Origin of the sequence: uncultured Tateyamaria sp. (assembly GCF_947488715.1) — a bacterium.
Lineage (GTDB): Bacteria > Pseudomonadota > Alphaproteobacteria > Rhodobacterales > Rhodobacteraceae > Tateyamaria.
Window position 1 is genome coordinate 199,166 of record NZ_CANLAG010000003.1, and the last position, 17,357, is coordinate 216,522.

Here is a 17,357-nt window from a genome sequence, read left to right on the forward strand (position 1 = left end):
CGTCACTCGGCGGCGTACATCCCGTCATAGATCGGCGACAGCGTCTCGGCCTCGAACAGGGACGACACGGACGTGCCGTGCCAGATGTTCAGGATCGCCTGCGCAAAGACAGGGGCCGTGGGCACGATGCGGATATTGGGTGCGGATTTCACCGGATCGGTGGGCTGGATGCTGTCGGTGATGACCAGCGATTTCATCACCGAATTGGTCACACGTTCCACCGCCGGGCCGGACATCACGCCGTGCGAGATGTAGGAATGCACTTCCTTTGCGCCGTTCTCGACCAGCACCTCGGCGGCCTTGCACAGGGTGCCCGCAGTATCGACCATGTCGTCGATGATCAGACACACCTTGTCCTTCACGTCGCCAATCACGGTCATCTCGGCAATCTCGCCGGGTTTCTCGCGGCGCTTGTCCACAATCGACAAGGGCGCGTTCAGCCGTTTGGCCAACTCGCGCGCCCGCGCCACACCGCCCACATCCGGCGACACGATCATCAACTCGTCCATGCGGCCCGCAAACTGCGTCTTGATGTCCAGCGCAAAGATCGGCGAGGCATAGAGGTTGTCCACGGGGATATCAAAGAACCCCTGGATCTGCGCTGCGTGCAGGTCCATCGTCAGCACCCGTTCGATCCCCGCACCGACCAGCATGTTCGCCACCAGCTTGGAGGAAATCGGCGTGCGCGCCTTGGTGCGCCGATCCTGACGGGCATAGCCGAAATAGGGGATCACCGCCGTGATGCGTGCCGCCGACGACCGGCGCAGCGCGTCACACATGATCAACAGTTCCATCAGGTTGTCATTGGCCGGGTTCGACGTCGGCTGAATGATGAACATATCCTCGCCGCGCACGTTCTCGAACACTTCGACAAAAATCTCGCCGTCGTTGAACCGTTCCACACGGGCATCGACCAACCCCACATTGACCCCCCGGTGCAGCGACATGCGCCGCGCGATCGCCTTGGCCAACGGCAGGTTGGCATTCCCCGAAATTAGCTTCGGCTCTTCGATATTCGGCATGTGTCTTCCCCGGGCAGCATCGAATGTGACAGATTCGTGATGTTGACACCGCTTAACACGGGCGTACCGTCGCGCGAAGCCAAAGACCCCGAACCGGAGAAATTTAATGCCCCATATCGACTATTACTTTGCGACACTGTCCCCCTACGCCTACTTGGCCGGGAATCGGTTCGAAGTGGTTGCTGCAAAACACGATGTGACGGTGACGTACAAACCGCTCGACATCATGGCCCTGTTTTCGCGCACGGGCGGCACCCCGCCCAAGGACCGGCACATCAACCGCATCGAATACCGGGCGCAGGAACTGGTGCGGCAGGCCAAGAAATACGAGATGCCGTTCAACCTGAAACCCGCCCACTGGCCGACCAATGCGGCCCCGTCGTCCTACGCCATCATCGCGGCGCAAAACGCAGGCGGTGGTGATCTGGGCGCGCTGGTCCAGGGCGTGCTGCGCGCCGTCTGGGCCGAGGACAAGGACATCGCGCAGGACGATGTGGTGAAATCCTGCCTCGAGGCCGCAGGGTTCGACCCCAGCCTTGCCGACAGCGGCCTTTTGAGTGGCGCAGAAACCTACGCCGCCAACCTCGAAGAGGCGATCGACAAGGGGGCCTTTGGCGCGCCCTTCTACATCGTTGACGGGGATCAGCGGTTCTGGGGCCAGGACAAGATCGAAGACCTCGACCTGCACCTCTCTGGCAAGCTGTGATCCCACACATCCACCGCCGGACCTTCGGGTCCGGCGCGCGGCCCGTGCTGGCCATCCACTGTTCGCTCGCCCATTCCGGCGCGTGGCGGGGGCTGGCGCAGCACATGGGCGACCACCTCACCCTGCACGCCTTCGATCTGCCGAACCATGGCAAGTCCGGCGATTGGGACGGGCAGGGGATCATGCACGACACCGCCACCGACATGGCCCTGTCGGTGCTGGGCGACATCGGCCCCGATCCCATCGACCTTATCGGCCACAGCTTTGGCGCGACCGTCGCCCTGCGGCTGGCCATCGAACATGCCGACCGCGTGCGCAGCGTTGCGATGTACGAGCCGGTTTATTTCGCGCCCGCAATCGCCGACGACCCGACCTTTCTGCCCCGCTACAAACAGGACACGGCGACCTTTGATGCGGCCATCGCAGCGGGCAATACCGAGGCCGCCGCGCGCGCCTTCAACGCGACATGGGCCGAAGGTCCGGCCTGGGATGACATCCCGGCCCTGACCCGACAGTACATGGCCGACCGCATCCACTTCGTCACGCACTCCGCGCCGTTTCTGGTGGACGACAGCGCGGGCCTGCTTGGCCCCCGCCGCTTTGATGCCGCCACCATGCCCGCGCTGCTGATCGCAGGGGCCCGGTCCAAAATGGCCGCACCCGTGAACAACGCGATCGCGCGGCGTTTGCCCAACGCCACGAACATCACACTGCCTGATGTGGGACATATGGGGCCCATCACCCACCCGGATGCAGTGGCCGCTGTGTGGCTGGACCTGCTGGGCAGGACCTGAAAACTGCGGCATATCGACCCGCGTTAACCACTTTTATTTACGATTTATCAAGGCCTTGGCCGAAATGTGCAGTCTCGGGCTGAAACTGTACATTTTACCGAGATGGCTGCGAAACTTGCCCCGTGTGCGGCGCACAAACTGTACAGTTCAGGCTTGCAAACTGCTCGGTTATACGCCCCGCGTGCGCGGTTTGTGGACGTCGCATGCGCGCAAAGGCCCGGTTAACGGACCGACCGCTCAGGTCGGCTCGTCGATGATGTGATCTTCCCAATCGTCATCGGCCACGTCGAATTCGCTCACCGTCCGCCCGCGCATCGACATGCCCGCATCATGCACACTCTCCGGCGTGCCTGAGATCAGCGGATGCCAGTCAAAGAGCGGCTGCCGGTGATACACCAGCCGGTAGGCGCAGGTCTGCGGCATCCAATAGAGGTGGTCTTCGATATTCGACGGCTTCAGCACGATGCAGTCCGGCACGAACTGGTGGCGGGTGTCGTAATGCGCGCAAAGACATGTGTCATCGTCCAGCAGACGGCACGCCACACGGGTCAGCGCCACCTCGCCGCTGTCCTCGTCCTCCAGCTTGTTCAGGCAACACTTGCCGCAGCCGTCGCACAGCGCCTCCCACTCCTTGCGGGACAGTTTGGAGATCGGTTTTTTCTCCCAAAACCGGGGGCTTAGCCCGTCGCGGGGGATCGGATCGCTCATAGGGCGGCCAGAATTGCACGGGCCTGCGCGCTGTCGGCATCCATCTGGGTGATCAGCGCCTCAAGGCTGTCGAATTTCTCCTCGCCCCGCAGATGTTCGACCAACGCCACGGACACCGGCGCGCCATAAAGATCGCCAGAGAAATCAAAGACATAGGTTTCCAGATTGGGCAGGTTTTCCCCGAACATCGGGCGTACGCCCATGGACGCCACGCCGTGATACGCGCCCTTGTGTGGCCCGTCCAACACATTGAAAAGAACGGCATAAACGCCAAAAGCTGGCGGATGCAGCCCTTCGATGGACATGTTCGCGGTTGGGTAGCCCAGCGTGCGGCCCCGCTGTTCGCCGCCGATCACCGGCCCTTCGATCCGGTGCCAATGGCCCAGCATGTCGGCGGCGTCCCTTGGCCGTGCTTCGGTCAATGCGGTGCGGATGGCTGTGGACGACACCGTCTTGTCGCCCCGCGCCAGCAGTGGTGCCACCGTAACGCCAAACCCCATCTGATCGCCGAACCGCACCAGATCCTGCGCCGTGCCTGCGCGCTTTTTGCCAAAGCAGAAATCCGCCCCCACAACCACATGCGCCAGCCCAAGACCGTCACAGATCACGTCGCGTGCAAATTCCTCTGGGCTGAGGCCCGCGAGGCCAGAATGGAAAGGCAATTCAAAGAGATAGCGGATGCCGATCTTGTCCAATCGGCTGGCCCGCGCGGCCTGGCTCATCAGGCGAAAGGGCGGGGCGTCGGGGGCAAAATACTCGCGCGGATGTGGCTCAAAGGTCAGCACGCCCAAGGGGGCATCGGGCGCTGCGGCCTGTGCCAGGTCGATCACCGTCCGGTGGCCCACATGCACGCCGTCGAAATTCCCGATCGCCACGCTCGCGCCGCGATCGCTTGGGTCCACAAACTGATAGTCGCGAATGATCTTCATGGCCCTTGCCTAGTCCCGCGCACAGGCGAGGGCAAGATGCAGTTTCCCACCAACCGGCGGGGCCGTGTCAGTCGAACTTGCGCGACGGCGCCAGCACCGTGGCCTCGCCGATCAGAACCTTTTTGCCATCCACCGCACAATGGCAATCCAGACGCACGCGCCGCTTGGCAAAGTCGATGTCGATCACCTTGACCTCGGCATAGACCATGTCGCCGGGGCGCACAGGGGCCAAGAACTTCAGCGACTGGCCCATGTAAACGGTCCCGTGGCCCGGCAACTGCTCCCCGATTACGGCAGAGATCAGACCGGCGGTCAGCATCCCATGCGCAATGCGCCCGGCAAAGATCGTGTCGCGGGCATAGGCATCATCCATGTGCACCGGATTGTGGTCGGTGGACACTTCGGCAAACATCTCGATGTCGCGGTCCGTCACCTGTTTGCGCAGGTGGCGGGTCATGCCCATCTCGATATCTTCGATGCAGATTGTGCCGCGCGGCAGGTTGTCCAACATGTCAGGCTCCGGTAACTTTCTGACCGCAAGCGCGGCGTTCACGCAAGGTTATTACTTTGCGCGCGCAGAAAATCAAGCGAAAAGAATGTCAGCGCAAGTGCCCTATCGCAAAGGTCGGCGCGCTCATTTCCTTTTGCAAATAGGCGCTTAGCGCATCCGCGTCCGGCTGGTGCGACGTTTTTGTCTCTTCTGCGGCCAACCCGCCGGAGATGAACAGGGAATCAATGTCCTCACCCATGGCGCCCGCGATGTCCGTCAGCACCCCGTCGCCAATGGCCAGAATGCCGCTGTCGGGCACGTCCACGCCCAGTTCGAACAACCGCCGCCGTGCCAGATCGTAGATCGGCGGATGCGGTTTCCCGAAATAGAGGCTTTCGCCCCCCATCTCGGTATAAAGCTGTGCCAAAGCGCCCGCGCACCACTCGCGCACCTCGCCCCGGTCCACCACGATGTCGGGGTTGGCGCAGAGCAGCTTCAGACCCAGCTGCTTGGCCATCAGGAATTCGGGCCGCATCGTGTCCGGATCCGCCATGGGATCGCGCGGGCCGGTGCACACGATGCCCTCCGCCTGCTCCAGCGGCACCATCTCGACGTCGATGGGTTCCTTGATGACGCCGATGGGTTCAAAGAATTTCTCTTCCCCCGGCTGCCCGATGAAATAGACGTGCGAGCCGACCACACCGCGGAACATCGCCGCGCGCGCACTGTCGCCCGAGGTGGCGATGGTGTCCCACGCGTCATCCGGCACGCCGAAATGCACCAGCTGCTTGGTCACGCCAGCGCGGGGGCGCGGCGAATTGGTGACCAGCACCACCTTGCCGCCCTTGGCGCGATATGCCTGTAACGCGGCGACCGCCTCGGGCAGGGCATGCACGCCGTTGTGCACGCACCCCCACAGGTCGACGAACAGCGCGTCATAGCGGTCGGAAATCTCGGAAAGGGCGGTGATGATCTGGGCCATAAAGCCTCCGCAGGTTGAGGTGCGTGCGGTCTGCCACAATGGCGTCCATGGTGAAAGCACCAATGGGCATATCTGCAAATGCCCAGCTTGCCCCGGATCACCGGGGCAAGCAGTTGTTCATGTCGCCCTATTCCGAAAGGCGCATCTCGCGTCCGTTCAGGTTCAGAACTTGACCGCTGTGGCGGTCGCGTTGCGGCTGCCCCAACTGATCGGAGAGATTTTGACCTCGCCGACAGTCACGTTGATGATCGCGTCCGCACCCCGTTTGGCCGCTTCCTGGCGCAGACGTTCGATAGCCTGCTCGCGCGTGGGGTTGGGATGGAACGCCGTCAGTTTGTTCACGTCGATCTCGATCTCACCCAGGCTCGAAAAGGCACGGTTTGGTGCCTCTTCAAAAACCTGAATGCTGTCCGGCGTGCTTGGCGCGGCAACCGCTTGCGGTGCTTTCTCGCCGGATGCCGGTACAACGTATTGGCCGTCCTGCACATCACAGGCCGCCACAAACACAAGCGCTGCGGCGCAAGCGACAAGGGTCGTTTTCATGTGAAGCCTCTTACACTTTGAGGTTCGGGATGATCTGTTTCTTGCGGCTCATGATGCCGGGCAGGACAACGGTGTCGCCTGTCACGGTCGCGTCAAAGCTTTTCTCGGCCACGCCTTTCACCCGGTCGTTGGGGATCAGCATCGTGGCTTCTTCGTTCAGGATGTCCACGACGAACAGCAGCACCTCGTCCGCGCCGTCTTCCTTCGCCACATCAACCATGGATGCCATCAGGCTGTCCTTGCGGTCCAGCACCAGCTTGGGCGCGGTGGTTTCCAAAACGGAGACGCGGAACTGCGTGCCGTCCACGGCGTATTCCTTGCTGTCCATGCGCAGCAGTTCGGCGTCGGAAAACGCGGAGACGTCGGATTTCGCCTCGAACATCTCGGAGGCATAGGCCGAGATGTCGACACCCAGATCCTTGGCCAGGTCATGGGCAATCGCGGTGTCTTCCTGTGTCGTGGTGGGCGACCGGAATTCCAGCGTGTCCGACAGGATGCAGGACAGCATCGCGCCTTTGACGCCCGTGGGCATCTGCGCCATGTCCTTGCCGATCATCTTCCACATGATGGTGGCCGTGCAGGCCAGCGGCTCGATGCGGATGTCGATGGGGCCTTTGGTCTCAAGGCCGCCCACCAGCTTGTGGTGGTCGATGATGGCCGTGATGTCGGCATCGTTGATCGCATCAGGCAGTTCGGCGGGGTTGTTGGTGTCCACGATTACGACGGGTTGGTCGGCGTCCACGGCGTTGATGATGCGCGGTTTGGGCAGGTCCCACTTTTGCAGCACAAACGCCGCCTCGGTGTTCGGCTCGCCCAGCAGCACCGGCTCGGCTTCGACGCCCTTGATCTCGTTGAGGTACCACGACCAGATGATCGGCGATCCGGTGGAATCGGTGTCGGGGGATTTGTGGCCAAATACAAGCGTTGTCATGTGAATGCGTCCTTCGGGCGGGTATGAATTTTGCGCCCTTATAACAAGGTGTGTGGCCGTGTCACGGGGGGTGTCCCTGCCCAAATGTCGCGGTATGCGCTTGACGCATGGCGGCCCGGCCAGATACCGTTATCGCATCTGAAAAGGAGTGCCCTGCACATGGACAAACTGGCCTGAACCGCACGCCCGTTCCCGCGCCCCTGATGCGCGCCCTTCAGACAGGAGTGATCTGACAATGGACAAGTCCGCCTGACCCGCCCCGCGCGGGTGATGTGATCCGTGGCGCATTGCGCCGCATGTTCCAAGATTTCAGACCCACGAGGCACCATATGCCCAGAAAAACCAGCAAACGCCGCGCGCGCGGCGACACCCGAACTGTGTCCACGCCCGTCAAGCCGGGTGCAAAACGGCCCGCCGTGACGCAAGCGGACCGCCAGAACCTGCGCACCCAGGTGCGTGGCGGGCGGCCACCGCGCTTTCCGGGGCGCACCGGGGGGCGCTAGTCCCTTGCCAGCGGGCCGCGCGTGGGGTTTCCTTGCGCGGCCCGCAACAGACCAGAGCAGACCCAAGTGGCCGAGCGCGAAACCGATCTTTACCCGCCCGTCAAAGCCTTTCTCGAAGGGCAGGGATATGTGGTGAAATCCGAGGTTGGTGCTGCCGATGTGGTGGCCCTGCGCGGGGCCGAGCCGCCGGTGATCGTCGAGTTGAAGCTGGGGTTTTCCTTGACCCTCGTGCATCAATGCGTCGCGCGCCTGTCGGTGACGGATGACGTCTACATGGCCGTGACGCGCGGCAAGGGCAAGCGGTTCCTGAAATCCGCCAAGGACATGACCCGCCTGTGCCGCCGCCTCGGGATTGGCCTGATGACGGTGCGCGTGTCGGACGCGTTGGTGCAGGTGCATTGCGATCCGGGGCCATATGCACCGCGCAAGAACACCAAGCGTCAGGGGCAGTTGCTCAGGGAATTCGCGGGCCGTGTGGGGGATCCCAACGACGGCGGTCAAACCCGCGTGGGGCTGATCACTGCCTACCGTCAGGACGCCCTGAAACTGGCGATGTACCTGTTCGAAGTGGGTGCCAGCAAAGGCGCGGATGTGGCCCGCGAAACCGGTGTGGCCCGCGCCACCACGATGATGCGCGACGACCACTACGGCTGGTTCGAAAAGGTCGACAAGGGCATCTACGGTCTGTCCCCCAAAGGTGCTGACGCCGTGGCGGCATCAGGGGATGTGCTGGGCGGCTAGGCACAGGCTCCCTCCAATTTTCAGAGAATTTTCGATGGCACGGCGCGCAGAGGCGTTGACTCAGGTCCCCGGTCTGCCTAACTACGCGTCGTTATCACTCGGACATGCTGAGTGCTAACGGGGCCGAAAGCGGCCTCAAGGGAGAAACTTTGAGCCTTAAGGAGCTGCAAAGATGGCATTGAAACCGCTTCATGACCGCGTGCTGGTACGCCGCACGGAAAGCGAAGAGAAAACCGCTGGCGGGCTGATCATCCCCGAAAGCGCCAAGGAAAAGCCCAGCGAGGGCGAAATCGTGTCCGCAGGCCCCGGCGCCCGCAAGGACAGCGGTGAGCTGATCGAGATGGCTGTGAAAGCCGGCGACAAAGTGCTGTTCGGCAAGTGGTCCGGCACCGAAGTCACCATCGACGGCGAAGAGCTGCTGATGATGAAAGAATCCGACATCATGGGCATCATCGAGTAATCGAGCCCGGACGCATGGTGCGCAGTGACTGCGCACCCTACGACTACGACATTCTCAAAGGAGAAATATCATGGCTAAGGACGTCAAATTCGACACAGATGCCCGCAACCGGATGCTGTCTGGTGTGAACATCCTCGCAGACGCCGTCAAAGTCACGCTGGGCCCCAAAGGCCGCAACGTGGTTCTGGACAAATCCTTCGGCGCGCCCCGCATCACCAAAGACGGTGTGTCGGTTGCCAAGGAAATCGAACTGGAAGACAAGTTCGAGAACATGGGCGCACAAATGGTGAAGGAAGTTGCTTCCCGCACCAATGACGAAGCAGGCGACGGTACAACAACCGCAACTGTTCTGGCACAAGCCATCGTCAAAGAAGGCATGAAATCGGTTGCCGCTGGCATGAACCCGATGGACCTCAAGCGCGGCATCGACCTGGCGACAGTCAAAGTCGTCGACGCGATCAAGGCTGCGGCCCGCGAAGTGTCCGACAGCGCCGAAGTGGCACAGGTCGGCACGATCTCGGCCAACGGCGAATCCGACATCGGTCAGCAAATCGCAGACGCGATGCAGAAGGTCGGCAACGAGGGTGTGATCACCGTCGAAGAGAACAAAGGCCTGGAAACAGAGACCGATGTTGTCGAAGGCATGCAGTTCGACCGCGGCTACCTGTCGCCTTACTTCGTGACCAACGCGGACAAGATGACCGCAGAGCTCGAAGACTGCCTGATCCTGCTGCACGAGAAAAAACTCTCGTCGTTGCAGCCCATGGTGCCGCTGCTGGAGCAAGTCATTCAGTCGCAAAAGCCCCTGCTGATCATCGCCGAAGATGTTGAAGGCGAAGCGCTGGCCACTCTGGTTGTCAACAAACTGCGCGGCGGTCTGAAAATCGCAGCTGTCAAAGCGCCTGGTTTCGGCGATCGCCGCAAAGCCATGCTGCAGGACATCGGCATTCTGACCGGCGGTCAGGTGATCTCCGAAGAACTGGGCATGAAGCTGGAATCCGTGACCATGGACATGCTGGGCACCGCCAAGCGCATCCAGATCACCAAGGACGAGACCACAGTCATCGACGGTAACGGCGAGAAGGCAGAGATCGAAGCGCGCGTCGCTCAGATCCGCGGCCAGATCGAAGAAACCACCTCCGATTACGACCGTGAGAAACTGCAAGAGCGTGTGGCCAAACTGGCTGGCGGTGTTGCCGTGATCCGCGTCGGCGGCATGACCGAAGTCGAAGTGAAAGAGCGCAAGGACCGTGTGGACGATGCTCTGAACGCGACACGTGCTGCTGTTCAGGAAGGTGTTGTCGTGGGCGGCGGCGTCGCTCTGGTGCAAGCTGCCAAAAGCCTCGAAGGTCTGACAGGCGCCAACAACGACCAGAACGTCGGTATCTCGATCGTGCGCAAGGCCATCGAAGCGCCCCTGCGTCAGATCGCAGAGAACGCCGGTGTGGACGGTGCCGTGGTTGCCGGCAAGATCCGCGAAAGCGACGACGTCACATTCGGCTTCAACGCGCAGACCGAAGAATATGGCGACATGTTCTCCTTCGGCGTGATTGACCCGGCCAAAGTGGTGCGTACAGCCCTGCAAGACGCCGCATCGGTCGCAGCTCTGCTGATCACCACCGAAGCGATGGTTGCCGACAAGCCCGCCAAAGACGGCGGCGGCGCGCCCGCAATGCCCGACATGGGCGGCATGGGCGGCATGATGTAAGCAGACTTCGCTTCAGCGAAGTCTGTCCCCCGGCAGGGTCGTTTTGCCCGCAAAACGGTCCCGACAGGGGAAGTGTCAAACCCAAAAGCAAAGGCCCCCTCGTGGGGCCTTTGTCACGTCATCTGCCCCGACAGCGTCGTTTGCGCAGAAAACGGTCCCAAAAACGTTGCGATGGTTTGTACCGGCAAACGGGCTGGCTTGGATTGGAATGATGCGTTTAACGGATGTCGGGTGTGCGGACGAAACGGACAATGCCTCCTATGTTATGAATGTCCGCTCTGCCTAATCCGAATGCGCTGCAATTCTGCAAGCGGTGTTTGCAGCGATGCCCATCGACGCATTCTGTGCCCTCAAATAGTCTCTCCCCACGGCCAACGGGCCTCGCATCCAACCTCACAGTGTTCTGACGATTGAACCGGGCACCCCCGTCGGTCGACGGTTAAAATGCGCGCTGGTGCGACCCTTGCCCACGGCTACTTTTGCTTGGAGACACAATATGAAGAGACTTCTTTTCGCACTGATGATGGCATTCACCCCGACCGTGCTAACGGCTGACGAAAAGCCTGCCAACGATCCCGTTTGGATGATGGTCGCATTTGAGGTTACGAACTATGACACGTGGCGCGCCGCGTTCGACAATGATCTGGCACTCCGCCAGGACGCAGGTGAATTGAGTTTCGAGATCAACAGGTTCCCCGGCTTTCCCAATCAAATCATTGCAATGTTCAAATGGGAAAGCGCAGAACGCGCGCAGGCCTTTATAAGTGATCCCGCGCTACAGGCATCGATGAAAGCGGGAGGCGTGATTAGCGCGCCAACGATCACCTTCTATGACGGCTAGTAGCGGTTGATCGTGGTCAATCCAGACCTGTCAGCAAGGCGCGGTTTTCTTTCAGAAACGCAACCAAGGCGTCCAAAACAAGACGTACACGCTGAGAGCCACGCGCAGATTCGTGATAGATGACCCAAGACTCAATTTGGTCGAACGGGTCGGGAAAGACCCGTTCGATGTTCCTGCTCGCATCTGCATGTGCGCAGAAGAGCGCCCCAATGCCTGCGCCTTGCTCAATCATCAAACGGGCGGAATCCGTGTTCTCCACGCGAATGCTCGGGCGCTCAGGATTGTCGAACCGATCTATGAAAGCAGATGGCTTTGACGGTGAATTCCCAGTCCCGATCCGCACAAGCGTGTGGTCGCGCAAGTCGTCCGGTGTCTGTGGGAGGCCATGCTGCTGGAAGTAAATCTTTGATCCATAAAGGCATCTTCCCCAGGTAAAGGAATATGCGACCACCAGAGCCGGATCAGTCGGCGCGCGCGTGCGAACCGCGATATCCGCCTCTCCCTTCGCGAGATCGAATGCAGCGATCGAACTTATAAGATCGACTTTCAGGCCTTCATACGCTTTGGCAACTTGCTGCACCAAGGGACGCAAGACATGGGCCGCCGTAGGAACGCATGCGATCTTTACCGTACCGGTCGGATGCTGTCGCATCCCACTCACACTTATCTGGGCATCATTGACGACCGCATCCATTTTCTTAGCGGCTTCGGCGAGGATCAATCCTTCGGGTGTGAACGTAAATTCACGGCCGCCCCTGATAACAATCGTTGCCCCAAAGACATGCTCGGCGGCGGCTAACCGGCGGCTTACAGTCGACCCATCGACCCCCAAAACGCGCGCCGCCCCCGCAATCGAACCTTCGTTCTTCAAGGCGAGAACGACACGAAAATCACTCCAGTTTGGGACTGCCATAGTTCACCGATTCATTTGGTCTGCAATACTGGTGACGGTCGCGGTTATGAGCAAGGCGGTATTGGCTCTTGCCCTTCCGTCGTGACAACGGACATTCGCCGCAACGCAAAAACCGTGAACTAAGGGCTAAACCGGCCCTTCTCTGCGAACCACTCCAAGTCACACAAGTTCAACCCCAATGGCTGCAACGCCGCGCCCCCGCAATCCACCTGCCACATCTGTGACTGGACGGCGCAGAGCAATCCGCGTAACCCGCGCCCATGCGCCTTATCCTGCTGACCTGCCTCACCATGCTGGCCTTTGCCGCCAACTCGATCCTCAACCGCATGGCGGTGGACAGCGGCACCATTGACCCGTCAAGCTTTGCCATCATCCGGGTGCTCGCCGGGGCCGTGATGCTGTGCATGATCCTGACGGTGCGGGGTGGGGGGCTGCCGATCGTGGCGCCGGGGCGGGTAGTCGGTGCCACAAGCCTTGCGGCCTATATGATCGGGTTTTCGCTGGCCTATGTGACCCTCGACGCGGGCCTCGGTGCGCTGATCCTCTTTGGCACCGTTCAGGTCACCATGTTCGCCTGGTCTGCCGCGCGCGAGGCCACGCCGTCATCGCGGCAAATGGCCGGGGCGGGGGTGGCGTTTGTCGGGCTGGTCATCGCCCTCTGGCCCAGTGAGGGCGCAGGCGGTGACGTGATGGGGGCCATGTTCATGGTGATCGCCGGGCTGGGATGGGCCGCCTACACGCTGGCAGGCAAGGGCGCGCGCGACCCGCTGGCCGCCACAGCCGCCAACTTCGTGACAGCCTTGCCGCTCCTGCTTGTGCTGCTCATGGGCGCGGGCATGCACGCCGCACCCACGGGCATCGGCCTGGCCGTTCTGGCGGGGGCAGTCACATCGGGTCTCGGCTATGCGCTGTGGTATCACGTGCTGCCGCAGCTGGCTGGGCAAACCGCCGCCGTGGTCCAGCTGAGCGTGCCGATCATCGCCATCGCTCTGGGTGCGGCCCTGCTGGGCGAAGCGATCAGCACCAGCGTCATCGCTGCGGCCGTACTGGTCGTGGGCGGCATCGCCCTCGCGGTCACTTCACCAAAGGCTCCAGCGGGTCATAAGTGATACCGGTCCCGTCAAAGGCCACGGCCGCCAGACTGTCGGGCTTGTGCGGCGACGCGGCCAGCTCTTCGCGTGTGACCCAGGCCCGCTGGGTCACGATGGCCTCCGGATCGTCCCACACCTCCGGGCGCGGCGACCCCTCGGCCACCGTGCAGCGAAAATAGACATCCACCTGGTGAAAACGGCTGCCCGGATCGTGAAACTCGTTCACCAGACAGGGCGCGCCCACCTCAATGCGCATCCCCGTTTCCTCATAAATCTCGCGCGCCAGATTGTCGGGCAGGCTGCTGCCCACCTCGACCCCGCCACCGGGCGCGCACATCAGCGGGCTCTGACCATCCGGCCAGGCATTGACCACCAAGAGACGGCCATCTTCGACCAGAATGGCACGCACGGCGAGGCGCGGAGACTTGGGGCGCATGGCGGAAAACTTCCCTTAGGACGGTACGTCCCCCATTCCATAGGGCGGCAGATGCCACTATCTCAAGCGCCATGAGACTGCTGACACTCCTTTTTGTGCTGTTGACCGCCGGTATGGCCCGCGCGGACTGCGTTGTGTTGCTGCACGGCCTGGCCCGGACCGAGGCATCGCTGCTGGTGCTGGAACAGGCGCTCAAGCTCGAAGGCTACGATGTTGTGCGCCCCGGCTACCCATCAACCTCGGAAACGGTGCAGACGCTGGCCGCCGCCGTCGTGCCACAGGCGATGGCGCGCTGCGGTGACACGCGCGTACACTTCGTGACTCATTCGATGGGCGGCATCCTCGTGCGCTATTGGCTGTCGCAACATCCGCGCCCCGCACGGCTGGGCCACGTGGTGATGATGGGCCCACCCAATCAGGGCAGCGAGGTGGTCGACACTCTTGGTGATCTCGAGGCGTTTGGCTGGCTCAATGGCCCTGCGGGTGGGCAATTGGGCACTGGCCCCGACAGCGTGCCGCGCGCCTTGCCACCGGTGGACTATCCGGTGGGCGTGATTGCGGGCGACCAGTCGCTCAACCCTTATTTCTCATCCCTGCTGCCCGGCCCTGACGACGGCAAGGTGTCCGTGGCCTCGACCCGTGTGGCGGGCATGACCGATCACATGGTGCTGCCGGTCACGCATACCTTTATGATGAACAACCCCAACGTGATGACACAGGTGCTGACATTCCTCGAAATCGGTGTCTTTGACCACGACCGTGGTTGGGTGGACGAGGTGCTGGACCAGCTTGGCTGCCCCGAAGGGTCTTGTTTTCAGGGGCGTGGCGATGCTGACAATTGATCTGACCGGGGCGGATGTCCTGCATCCGGGTGGGGTGTCCAAGGCGCCGCTCTCTATCGCCGATGGGCGGGTGGCCGATGCACCAGCGGGTCGCGCCGTTGATCTGAGTGGGTATCGCGTGCTGCCGGGCATCATCGACGTGCACGGCGACGGGTTTGAACGCCATATGGCACCCCGGCGCGGCGCGATGAAGGAAACCGCCGAAGGGCTGGTCGCCGTCGAGGCCGAGCTGGCTGCCAATGGCATCACCACCGCTGTGCTGGCCCAATTCGTCAGTTGGGAAGGCGGGCTGCGCGGCCTCGACTTTGCGGACAAGGTGTTCGCCGCCCTGCGCGACACCGGGGCGGACCTTGTGACCGACCTGCGCCCGCAACTGCGCTTTGAGACCAGCTTGCTTGAGCTCTACGACACGTTGCCGGACCGGGTGGCGCAGTGGGGTATCGAATACGTGGTGTTCAACGATCACTTGCCCCACGACCGGTTGGCACAGGGGCGCAAACCGCCGCGTCTGACCGGTCAGGCGCTCAAGGCCGGGCGCAACCCGGATGATCATTTTGCCATGTTGCTCGACCTGCACACCAAGGCGCAGGACGCCGAACCCGCACTTGGCCCGTTGTGCGATGCACTGCGCGAGAAGGGGGTCCGATTAGGCAGTCACGATGACGCCACCGCCGAGACGCGCGCCAAATGGCAGGCACGCGGGGTGCAAGTGGCCGAATTTCCCGAAACGCAAGTGGCCGCCGAGGCTGCGCAAGCGGCGGGATCGGGTGTGGTGTTGGGCGCGCCCAATCTGGTGCGGGGTGGTTCGCACAAGGGCAACGTGTCGGCGCTGGATCTTGTGATGATGGGGCTGTGTGACGCGCTGGCCTCGGACTACCATTATCCGTCACCGCGTCGGGCCGCACTGATGTTGGAACGCAGCGGCGTGCTTGATCTGGCGGGAGCCTGGGCGTTGGTGTCATCCGGTCCTGCGGCGGTGCTGGGACTGTCGGACCGTGGCACGCTTGCGCCGGGCATGCGGGCCGATCTTGTGATCCTCGATGCCCGCGACCGGGTTGCGGCCACACTGTCGGGCGGCCGCATCAGTTTCATGTCCGGGGACGTGGCCCAGCGGTTCGTTGCCGCCTAGGTGCGGACGACCCGGTTGACGTGACCCATCTTGCGGCCCGCGCGGGCCTTTGTCTTGCCATAGAGATGCAGTGCCGTCGCAGGGTCCGCCGCCAGTTCTGGCACCCGGTCCATATCGTCGCCAATCAGGTTCTCCATCACCACATCCGCGTGTCGCGCGCCGTCGCCCAAGGGCCAACCGGCCACCGCGCGGATATGCTGCTCGAACTGATCCACGACACAGCCGTTCTGCGTCCAGTGGCCCGAATTGTGCACACGCGGCGCGATCTCGTTCACGATCAACCCGCCGGGCGTCACAAACAGCTCGACACCCAACACACCCACATAATCCAGCGCATTCAGAATATTGGCCGCCATCAGGATCGCATCCGTGCGCTGACTGGGTGACAGCCGCGCGGGCACCGTGGTCGTGTGCAGGATGCCGTCGCGGTGCACGTTCTCGCCCGGATCGAAACAGGCCACGGCCCCATCCTGACCCCGTGCGGCAATCACCGACACCTCATGGCTGAAATCCACAAACCCTTCAAGGATCGCGGGCGCGCCCTGCATATCGTCCAGCGCGGATTGAGCGTCGCCGGGATCCATGATCCGGGCCTGCCCCTTGCCGTCATAGCCGAACCGCCGCGTCTTGAGGATTGCAGGCGCGCCTATCTGACCCAATGCCGTCGCCAGCGCCGCCATGTCCGGCACATCCGCATAAGGCGCTGTTTTCAAACCCAGACCTGCGAGAAACTCTTTCTCCACCAGCCGGTCCTGACTGACCCGCAGCGCCTCGCGACCCGGACGGATCGGCGCATGATCCTCCAGCGCGTCCAGCGTCAGCGTGGGGATGTTCTCGAACTCGTAGGTGATGACATCGACTGTGCTGGCAAAGGCATAAAGCGCATCGTTGTCCTCGTAAGGTGCCGTGGTCACCAGATGCGCCACATCCCCCGCCGGGGGCAGGGCGCCGGGATCAAACACATGGGTGCGAAACCCAAGGCGGCTGGCTGCGACGGACAGCATGCGGCCCAACTGGCCACCGCCCAGAATACCAATGGTCGCGCCGGGGGCGAGGGGCTCAGTCATCCTGCGGCACCTCCGGGATCGACGCCGACAAGGCGTCACGCCACGCATCCAGCCGCGTGCCCAGATCCGCGTCCGACACCGCCAGAATGCCCGCCGCCATCAAACCGGCATTGGCCGCACCCGCCGCACCAATCGCCATGGTCGCCACCGGAAAGCCGCGCGGCATCTGCAATATGGAATAGAGGCTGTCGACACCCGACAGCGCCTTGGTCTGCACCGGCACGCCAATCACCGGCACCCGCGTCTTGGACGCCATCATGCCCGGCAAATGCGCGGCCCCACCGGCACCCGCAATGATCACCTTGAGGCCCCGGCCAACGGCCCCCTTGCCATAGTCCCACAACCGGTCCGGGGTGCGGTGCGCCGACACAATCCGCGTCTCATAAGGGACCTCCAGCGCATCCAGCATCTCTGCGGCCTCGCGCATGGTGGGCCAGTCGGACTGGCTGCCCATGATGATGCCTACAACAGGCTTGGGTTCGGTCATGATTAAGGCCCCGGCAAATCAGAAAGCGCGCACT

Annotated in this window: 21 protein-coding genes; 10 read left to right on the top strand and 11 right to left on the bottom strand. The window is 62.3% G+C overall.

Annotation, left to right across the window (positions count from 1 at the left end; all coding sequences use genetic code 11):
- Window positions 1-2: 2 nt before the first annotated feature.
- Window positions 3-1,022, bottom strand: coding sequence for a ribose-phosphate pyrophosphokinase (locus Q0936_RS08865; RefSeq protein ID WP_299295147.1), 1,020 nt, complete (start codon window positions 1,020-1,022; stop codon window positions 3-5).
- Window positions 1,023-1,128: 106 nt separating this feature from the next.
- Here Q0936_RS08865 and Q0936_RS08870 point away from each other — a divergent pair, with 106 nt between their 5' ends.
- Together Q0936_RS08870 and Q0936_RS08875 are read left to right on the top strand one after the other, a co-directional pair.
- Complete coding sequence (locus Q0936_RS08870) at window positions 1,129-1,728, top strand: 2-hydroxychromene-2-carboxylate isomerase (protein WP_299295146.1); 600 nt, start codon at window positions 1,129-1,131, stop codon at window positions 1,726-1,728.
- On the top strand, window positions 1,725-2,522 hold the full coding sequence (locus tag Q0936_RS08875) for an alpha/beta hydrolase (RefSeq protein WP_299295145.1): 798 nt from the start codon (window positions 1,725-1,727) through the stop codon (window positions 2,520-2,522). The genes Q0936_RS08870 and Q0936_RS08875 overlap by 4 nt, the downstream gene beginning before the upstream one ends.
- 237 nt (window positions 2,523-2,759) lie before the next feature.
- Here Q0936_RS08875 and Q0936_RS08880 read toward each other — a convergent pair whose 3' ends face one another.
- The 6 genes from Q0936_RS08880 to Q0936_RS08905 all read right to left on the bottom strand — a co-directional run bounded on the left by Q0936_RS08880 (window position 2,760) and on the right by Q0936_RS08905 (window position 7,105).
- Window positions 2,760-3,230 (bottom strand): YcgN family cysteine cluster protein, encoded by a 471-nt coding sequence (locus tag Q0936_RS08880; protein ID WP_299295144.1) that lies wholly within the window; start codon window positions 3,228-3,230, stop codon window positions 2,760-2,762.
- Window positions 3,227-4,159: a bifunctional riboflavin kinase/FAD synthetase gene (locus Q0936_RS08885; RefSeq protein ID WP_299295143.1), complete on the bottom strand. Its 933-nt coding sequence runs from the start codon at window positions 4,157-4,159 to the stop codon at window positions 3,227-3,229. The genes Q0936_RS08880 and Q0936_RS08885 overlap by 4 nt, the downstream gene beginning before the upstream one ends.
- A 67-nt stretch (window positions 4,160-4,226) precedes the next feature.
- The gene (locus Q0936_RS08890) at window positions 4,227-4,670 is read right to left on the bottom strand and encodes a MaoC family dehydratase (RefSeq protein WP_299295142.1); all 444 of its coding nucleotides are present in this window, start codon (window positions 4,668-4,670) and stop codon (window positions 4,227-4,229) included.
- An 88-nt stretch (window positions 4,671-4,758) separates the two neighbouring features.
- The gene (locus Q0936_RS08895; protein WP_299295141.1) at window positions 4,759-5,631 is read right to left on the bottom strand and encodes a TIGR01459 family HAD-type hydrolase; all 873 of its coding nucleotides are present in this window, start codon (window positions 5,629-5,631) and stop codon (window positions 4,759-4,761) included.
- A 162-nt stretch (window positions 5,632-5,793) separates the two neighbouring features.
- Window positions 5,794-6,174, bottom strand: coding sequence for a heavy metal-binding domain-containing protein (locus Q0936_RS08900; RefSeq protein WP_299295140.1), 381 nt, complete (start codon window positions 6,172-6,174; stop codon window positions 5,794-5,796).
- Window positions 6,175-6,184: 10 nt separating this feature from the next.
- Complete coding sequence (locus tag Q0936_RS08905; protein WP_299295138.1) at window positions 6,185-7,105, bottom strand: manganese-dependent inorganic pyrophosphatase; 921 nt, start codon at window positions 7,103-7,105, stop codon at window positions 6,185-6,187.
- A 329-nt stretch (window positions 7,106-7,434) separates the two neighbouring features.
- On the opposite strand from Q0936_RS08905, the gene Q0936_RS08910 reads away from it, so the two are divergent.
- The 5 genes from Q0936_RS08910 (at window position 7,435) to Q0936_RS08930 (ending at window position 11,358) form a co-directional block, all read left to right on the top strand.
- Entirely contained in the window at window positions 7,435-7,608 is a 174-nt protein-coding gene (locus Q0936_RS08910; protein WP_299378032.1) for a hypothetical protein, read from the top strand.
- Window positions 7,609-7,629: 21 nt separating this feature from the next.
- Window positions 7,630-8,349 (top strand): DUF2161 family putative PD-(D/E)XK-type phosphodiesterase, encoded by a 720-nt coding sequence (locus tag Q0936_RS08915; RefSeq protein ID WP_299294014.1) that lies wholly within the window; start codon window positions 7,630-7,632, stop codon window positions 8,347-8,349.
- A 172-nt stretch (window positions 8,350-8,521) separates the two neighbouring features.
- On the top strand, window positions 8,522-8,809 hold the full coding sequence (locus Q0936_RS08920; protein WP_299141726.1) for a co-chaperone GroES: 288 nt from the start codon (window positions 8,522-8,524) through the stop codon (window positions 8,807-8,809).
- A 67-nt stretch (window positions 8,810-8,876) separates the two neighbouring features.
- Window positions 8,877-10,517 (top strand): chaperonin GroEL, encoded by a 1,641-nt coding sequence (gene groL / locus Q0936_RS08925; protein WP_299294016.1) that lies wholly within the window; start codon window positions 8,877-8,879, stop codon window positions 10,515-10,517.
- A gap of 496 nt (window positions 10,518-11,013) precedes the next feature.
- Window positions 11,014-11,358, top strand: coding sequence for a hypothetical protein (locus tag Q0936_RS08930; RefSeq protein ID WP_299294012.1), 345 nt, complete (start codon window positions 11,014-11,016; stop codon window positions 11,356-11,358).
- Window positions 11,359-11,374: 16 nt separating this feature from the next.
- Here the strand turns inward: Q0936_RS08930 and Q0936_RS08935 are convergent, their stop codons facing one another.
- Window positions 11,375-12,271 (bottom strand): LysR family transcriptional regulator, encoded by an 897-nt coding sequence (locus tag Q0936_RS08935; protein ID WP_299294010.1) that lies wholly within the window; start codon window positions 12,269-12,271, stop codon window positions 11,375-11,377.
- A gap of 260 nt (window positions 12,272-12,531) precedes the next feature.
- Between Q0936_RS08935 and Q0936_RS08940 the strand changes: the two genes are divergently transcribed.
- Window positions 12,532-13,380, top strand: coding sequence for a DMT family transporter (locus Q0936_RS08940; RefSeq protein WP_299294008.1), 849 nt, complete (start codon window positions 12,532-12,534; stop codon window positions 13,378-13,380).
- Here Q0936_RS08940 and Q0936_RS08945 read toward each other — a convergent pair.
- A complete protein-coding gene (locus Q0936_RS08945) occupies window positions 13,346-13,798 on the bottom strand; it encodes an NUDIX hydrolase (protein WP_299294006.1) in 453 nt (150 codons plus the stop codon). The genes Q0936_RS08940 and Q0936_RS08945 overlap by 35 nt on opposite strands.
- A gap of 71 nt (window positions 13,799-13,869) precedes the next feature.
- On the opposite strand from Q0936_RS08945, the gene Q0936_RS08950 reads away from it, so the two are divergent.
- Both Q0936_RS08950 and Q0936_RS08955 read left to right on the top strand, forming a co-directional pair.
- The gene (locus tag Q0936_RS08950; RefSeq protein ID WP_299141721.1) at window positions 13,870-14,640 is read left to right on the top strand and encodes an alpha/beta fold hydrolase; all 771 of its coding nucleotides are present in this window, start codon (window positions 13,870-13,872) and stop codon (window positions 14,638-14,640) included.
- Window positions 14,627-15,769, top strand: coding sequence for an alpha-D-ribose 1-methylphosphonate 5-triphosphate diphosphatase (locus Q0936_RS08955; protein ID WP_299294004.1), 1,143 nt, complete (start codon window positions 14,627-14,629; stop codon window positions 15,767-15,769). The genes Q0936_RS08950 and Q0936_RS08955 overlap by 14 nt, the downstream gene beginning before the upstream one ends.
- Here Q0936_RS08955 and Q0936_RS08960 read toward each other — a convergent pair.
- Together Q0936_RS08960 and purE are read right to left on the bottom strand one after the other, a co-directional pair.
- The gene (locus Q0936_RS08960; RefSeq protein ID WP_299378035.1) at window positions 15,766-16,836 is read right to left on the bottom strand and encodes a 5-(carboxyamino)imidazole ribonucleotide synthase; all 1,071 of its coding nucleotides are present in this window, start codon (window positions 16,834-16,836) and stop codon (window positions 15,766-15,768) included. The genes Q0936_RS08955 and Q0936_RS08960 overlap by 4 nt on opposite strands.
- Entirely contained in the window at window positions 16,829-17,323 is a 495-nt protein-coding gene (purE, locus tag Q0936_RS08965; protein ID WP_299293446.1) for a 5-(carboxyamino)imidazole ribonucleotide mutase, read from the bottom strand. Before purE ends, Q0936_RS08960 begins: the two co-directional genes overlap by 8 nt.
- Between the last annotated feature and the right edge of the window lie 34 nt (window positions 17,324-17,357).

Bases quoted from the DNA above. Each gene is read 5' to 3' on its own strand.
- Q0936_RS08865 (WP_299295147.1), bottom strand. From the start codon at position 1,022: ATGCCGAATATCGAAGAGCCGAAGCTAATTTCGGGGAATGCCAACCTG.
- Q0936_RS08870 (WP_299295146.1), top strand. From the start codon at position 1,129: ATGCCCCATATCGACTATTACTTTGCGACACTGTCCCCCTACGCCTAC.
- Q0936_RS08880 (WP_299295144.1), bottom strand. From the start codon at position 3,230: ATGAGCGATCCGATCCCCCGCGACGGGCTAAGCCCCCGGTTTTGGGAG.
- Q0936_RS08885 (WP_299295143.1), bottom strand. From the start codon at position 4,159: ATGAAGATCATTCGCGACTATCAGTTTGTGGACCCAAGCGATCGCGGC.
- Q0936_RS08890 (WP_299295142.1), bottom strand. From the start codon at position 4,670: ATGTTGGACAACCTGCCGCGCGGCACAATCTGCATCGAAGATATCGAG.
- Q0936_RS08895 (WP_299295141.1), bottom strand. From the start codon at position 5,631: ATGGCCCAGATCATCACCGCCCTTTCCGAGATTTCCGACCGCTATGAC.
- Q0936_RS08900 (WP_299295140.1), bottom strand. From the start codon at position 6,174: ATGAAAACGACCCTTGTCGCTTGCGCCGCAGCGCTTGTGTTTGTGGCG.
- Q0936_RS08905 (WP_299295138.1), bottom strand. From the start codon at position 7,105: ATGACAACGCTTGTATTTGGCCACAAATCCCCCGACACCGATTCCACC.
- Q0936_RS08910 (WP_299378032.1), top strand. From the start codon at position 7,435: ATGCCCAGAAAAACCAGCAAACGCCGCGCGCGCGGCGACACCCGAACT.
- Q0936_RS08920 (WP_299141726.1), top strand. From the start codon at position 8,522: ATGGCATTGAAACCGCTTCATGACCGCGTGCTGGTACGCCGCACGGAA.
- Q0936_RS08930 (WP_299294012.1), top strand. From the start codon at position 11,014: ATGAAGAGACTTCTTTTCGCACTGATGATGGCATTCACCCCGACCGTG.
- Q0936_RS08935 (WP_299294010.1), bottom strand. From the start codon at position 12,271: ATGGCAGTCCCAAACTGGAGTGATTTTCGTGTCGTTCTCGCCTTGAAG.
- Q0936_RS08940 (WP_299294008.1), top strand. From the start codon at position 12,532: ATGCGCCTTATCCTGCTGACCTGCCTCACCATGCTGGCCTTTGCCGCC.
- Q0936_RS08945 (WP_299294006.1), bottom strand. From the start codon at position 13,798: ATGCGCCCCAAGTCTCCGCGCCTCGCCGTGCGTGCCATTCTGGTCGAA.
- Q0936_RS08950 (WP_299141721.1), top strand. From the start codon at position 13,870: ATGAGACTGCTGACACTCCTTTTTGTGCTGTTGACCGCCGGTATGGCC.
- Q0936_RS08955 (WP_299294004.1), top strand. From the start codon at position 14,627: ATGCTGACAATTGATCTGACCGGGGCGGATGTCCTGCATCCGGGTGGG.
- Q0936_RS08960 (WP_299378035.1), bottom strand. From the start codon at position 16,836: ATGACTGAGCCCCTCGCCCCCGGCGCGACCATTGGTATTCTGGGCGGT.
- purE (WP_299293446.1), bottom strand. From the start codon at position 17,323: ATGACCGAACCCAAGCCTGTTGTAGGCATCATCATGGGCAGCCAGTCC.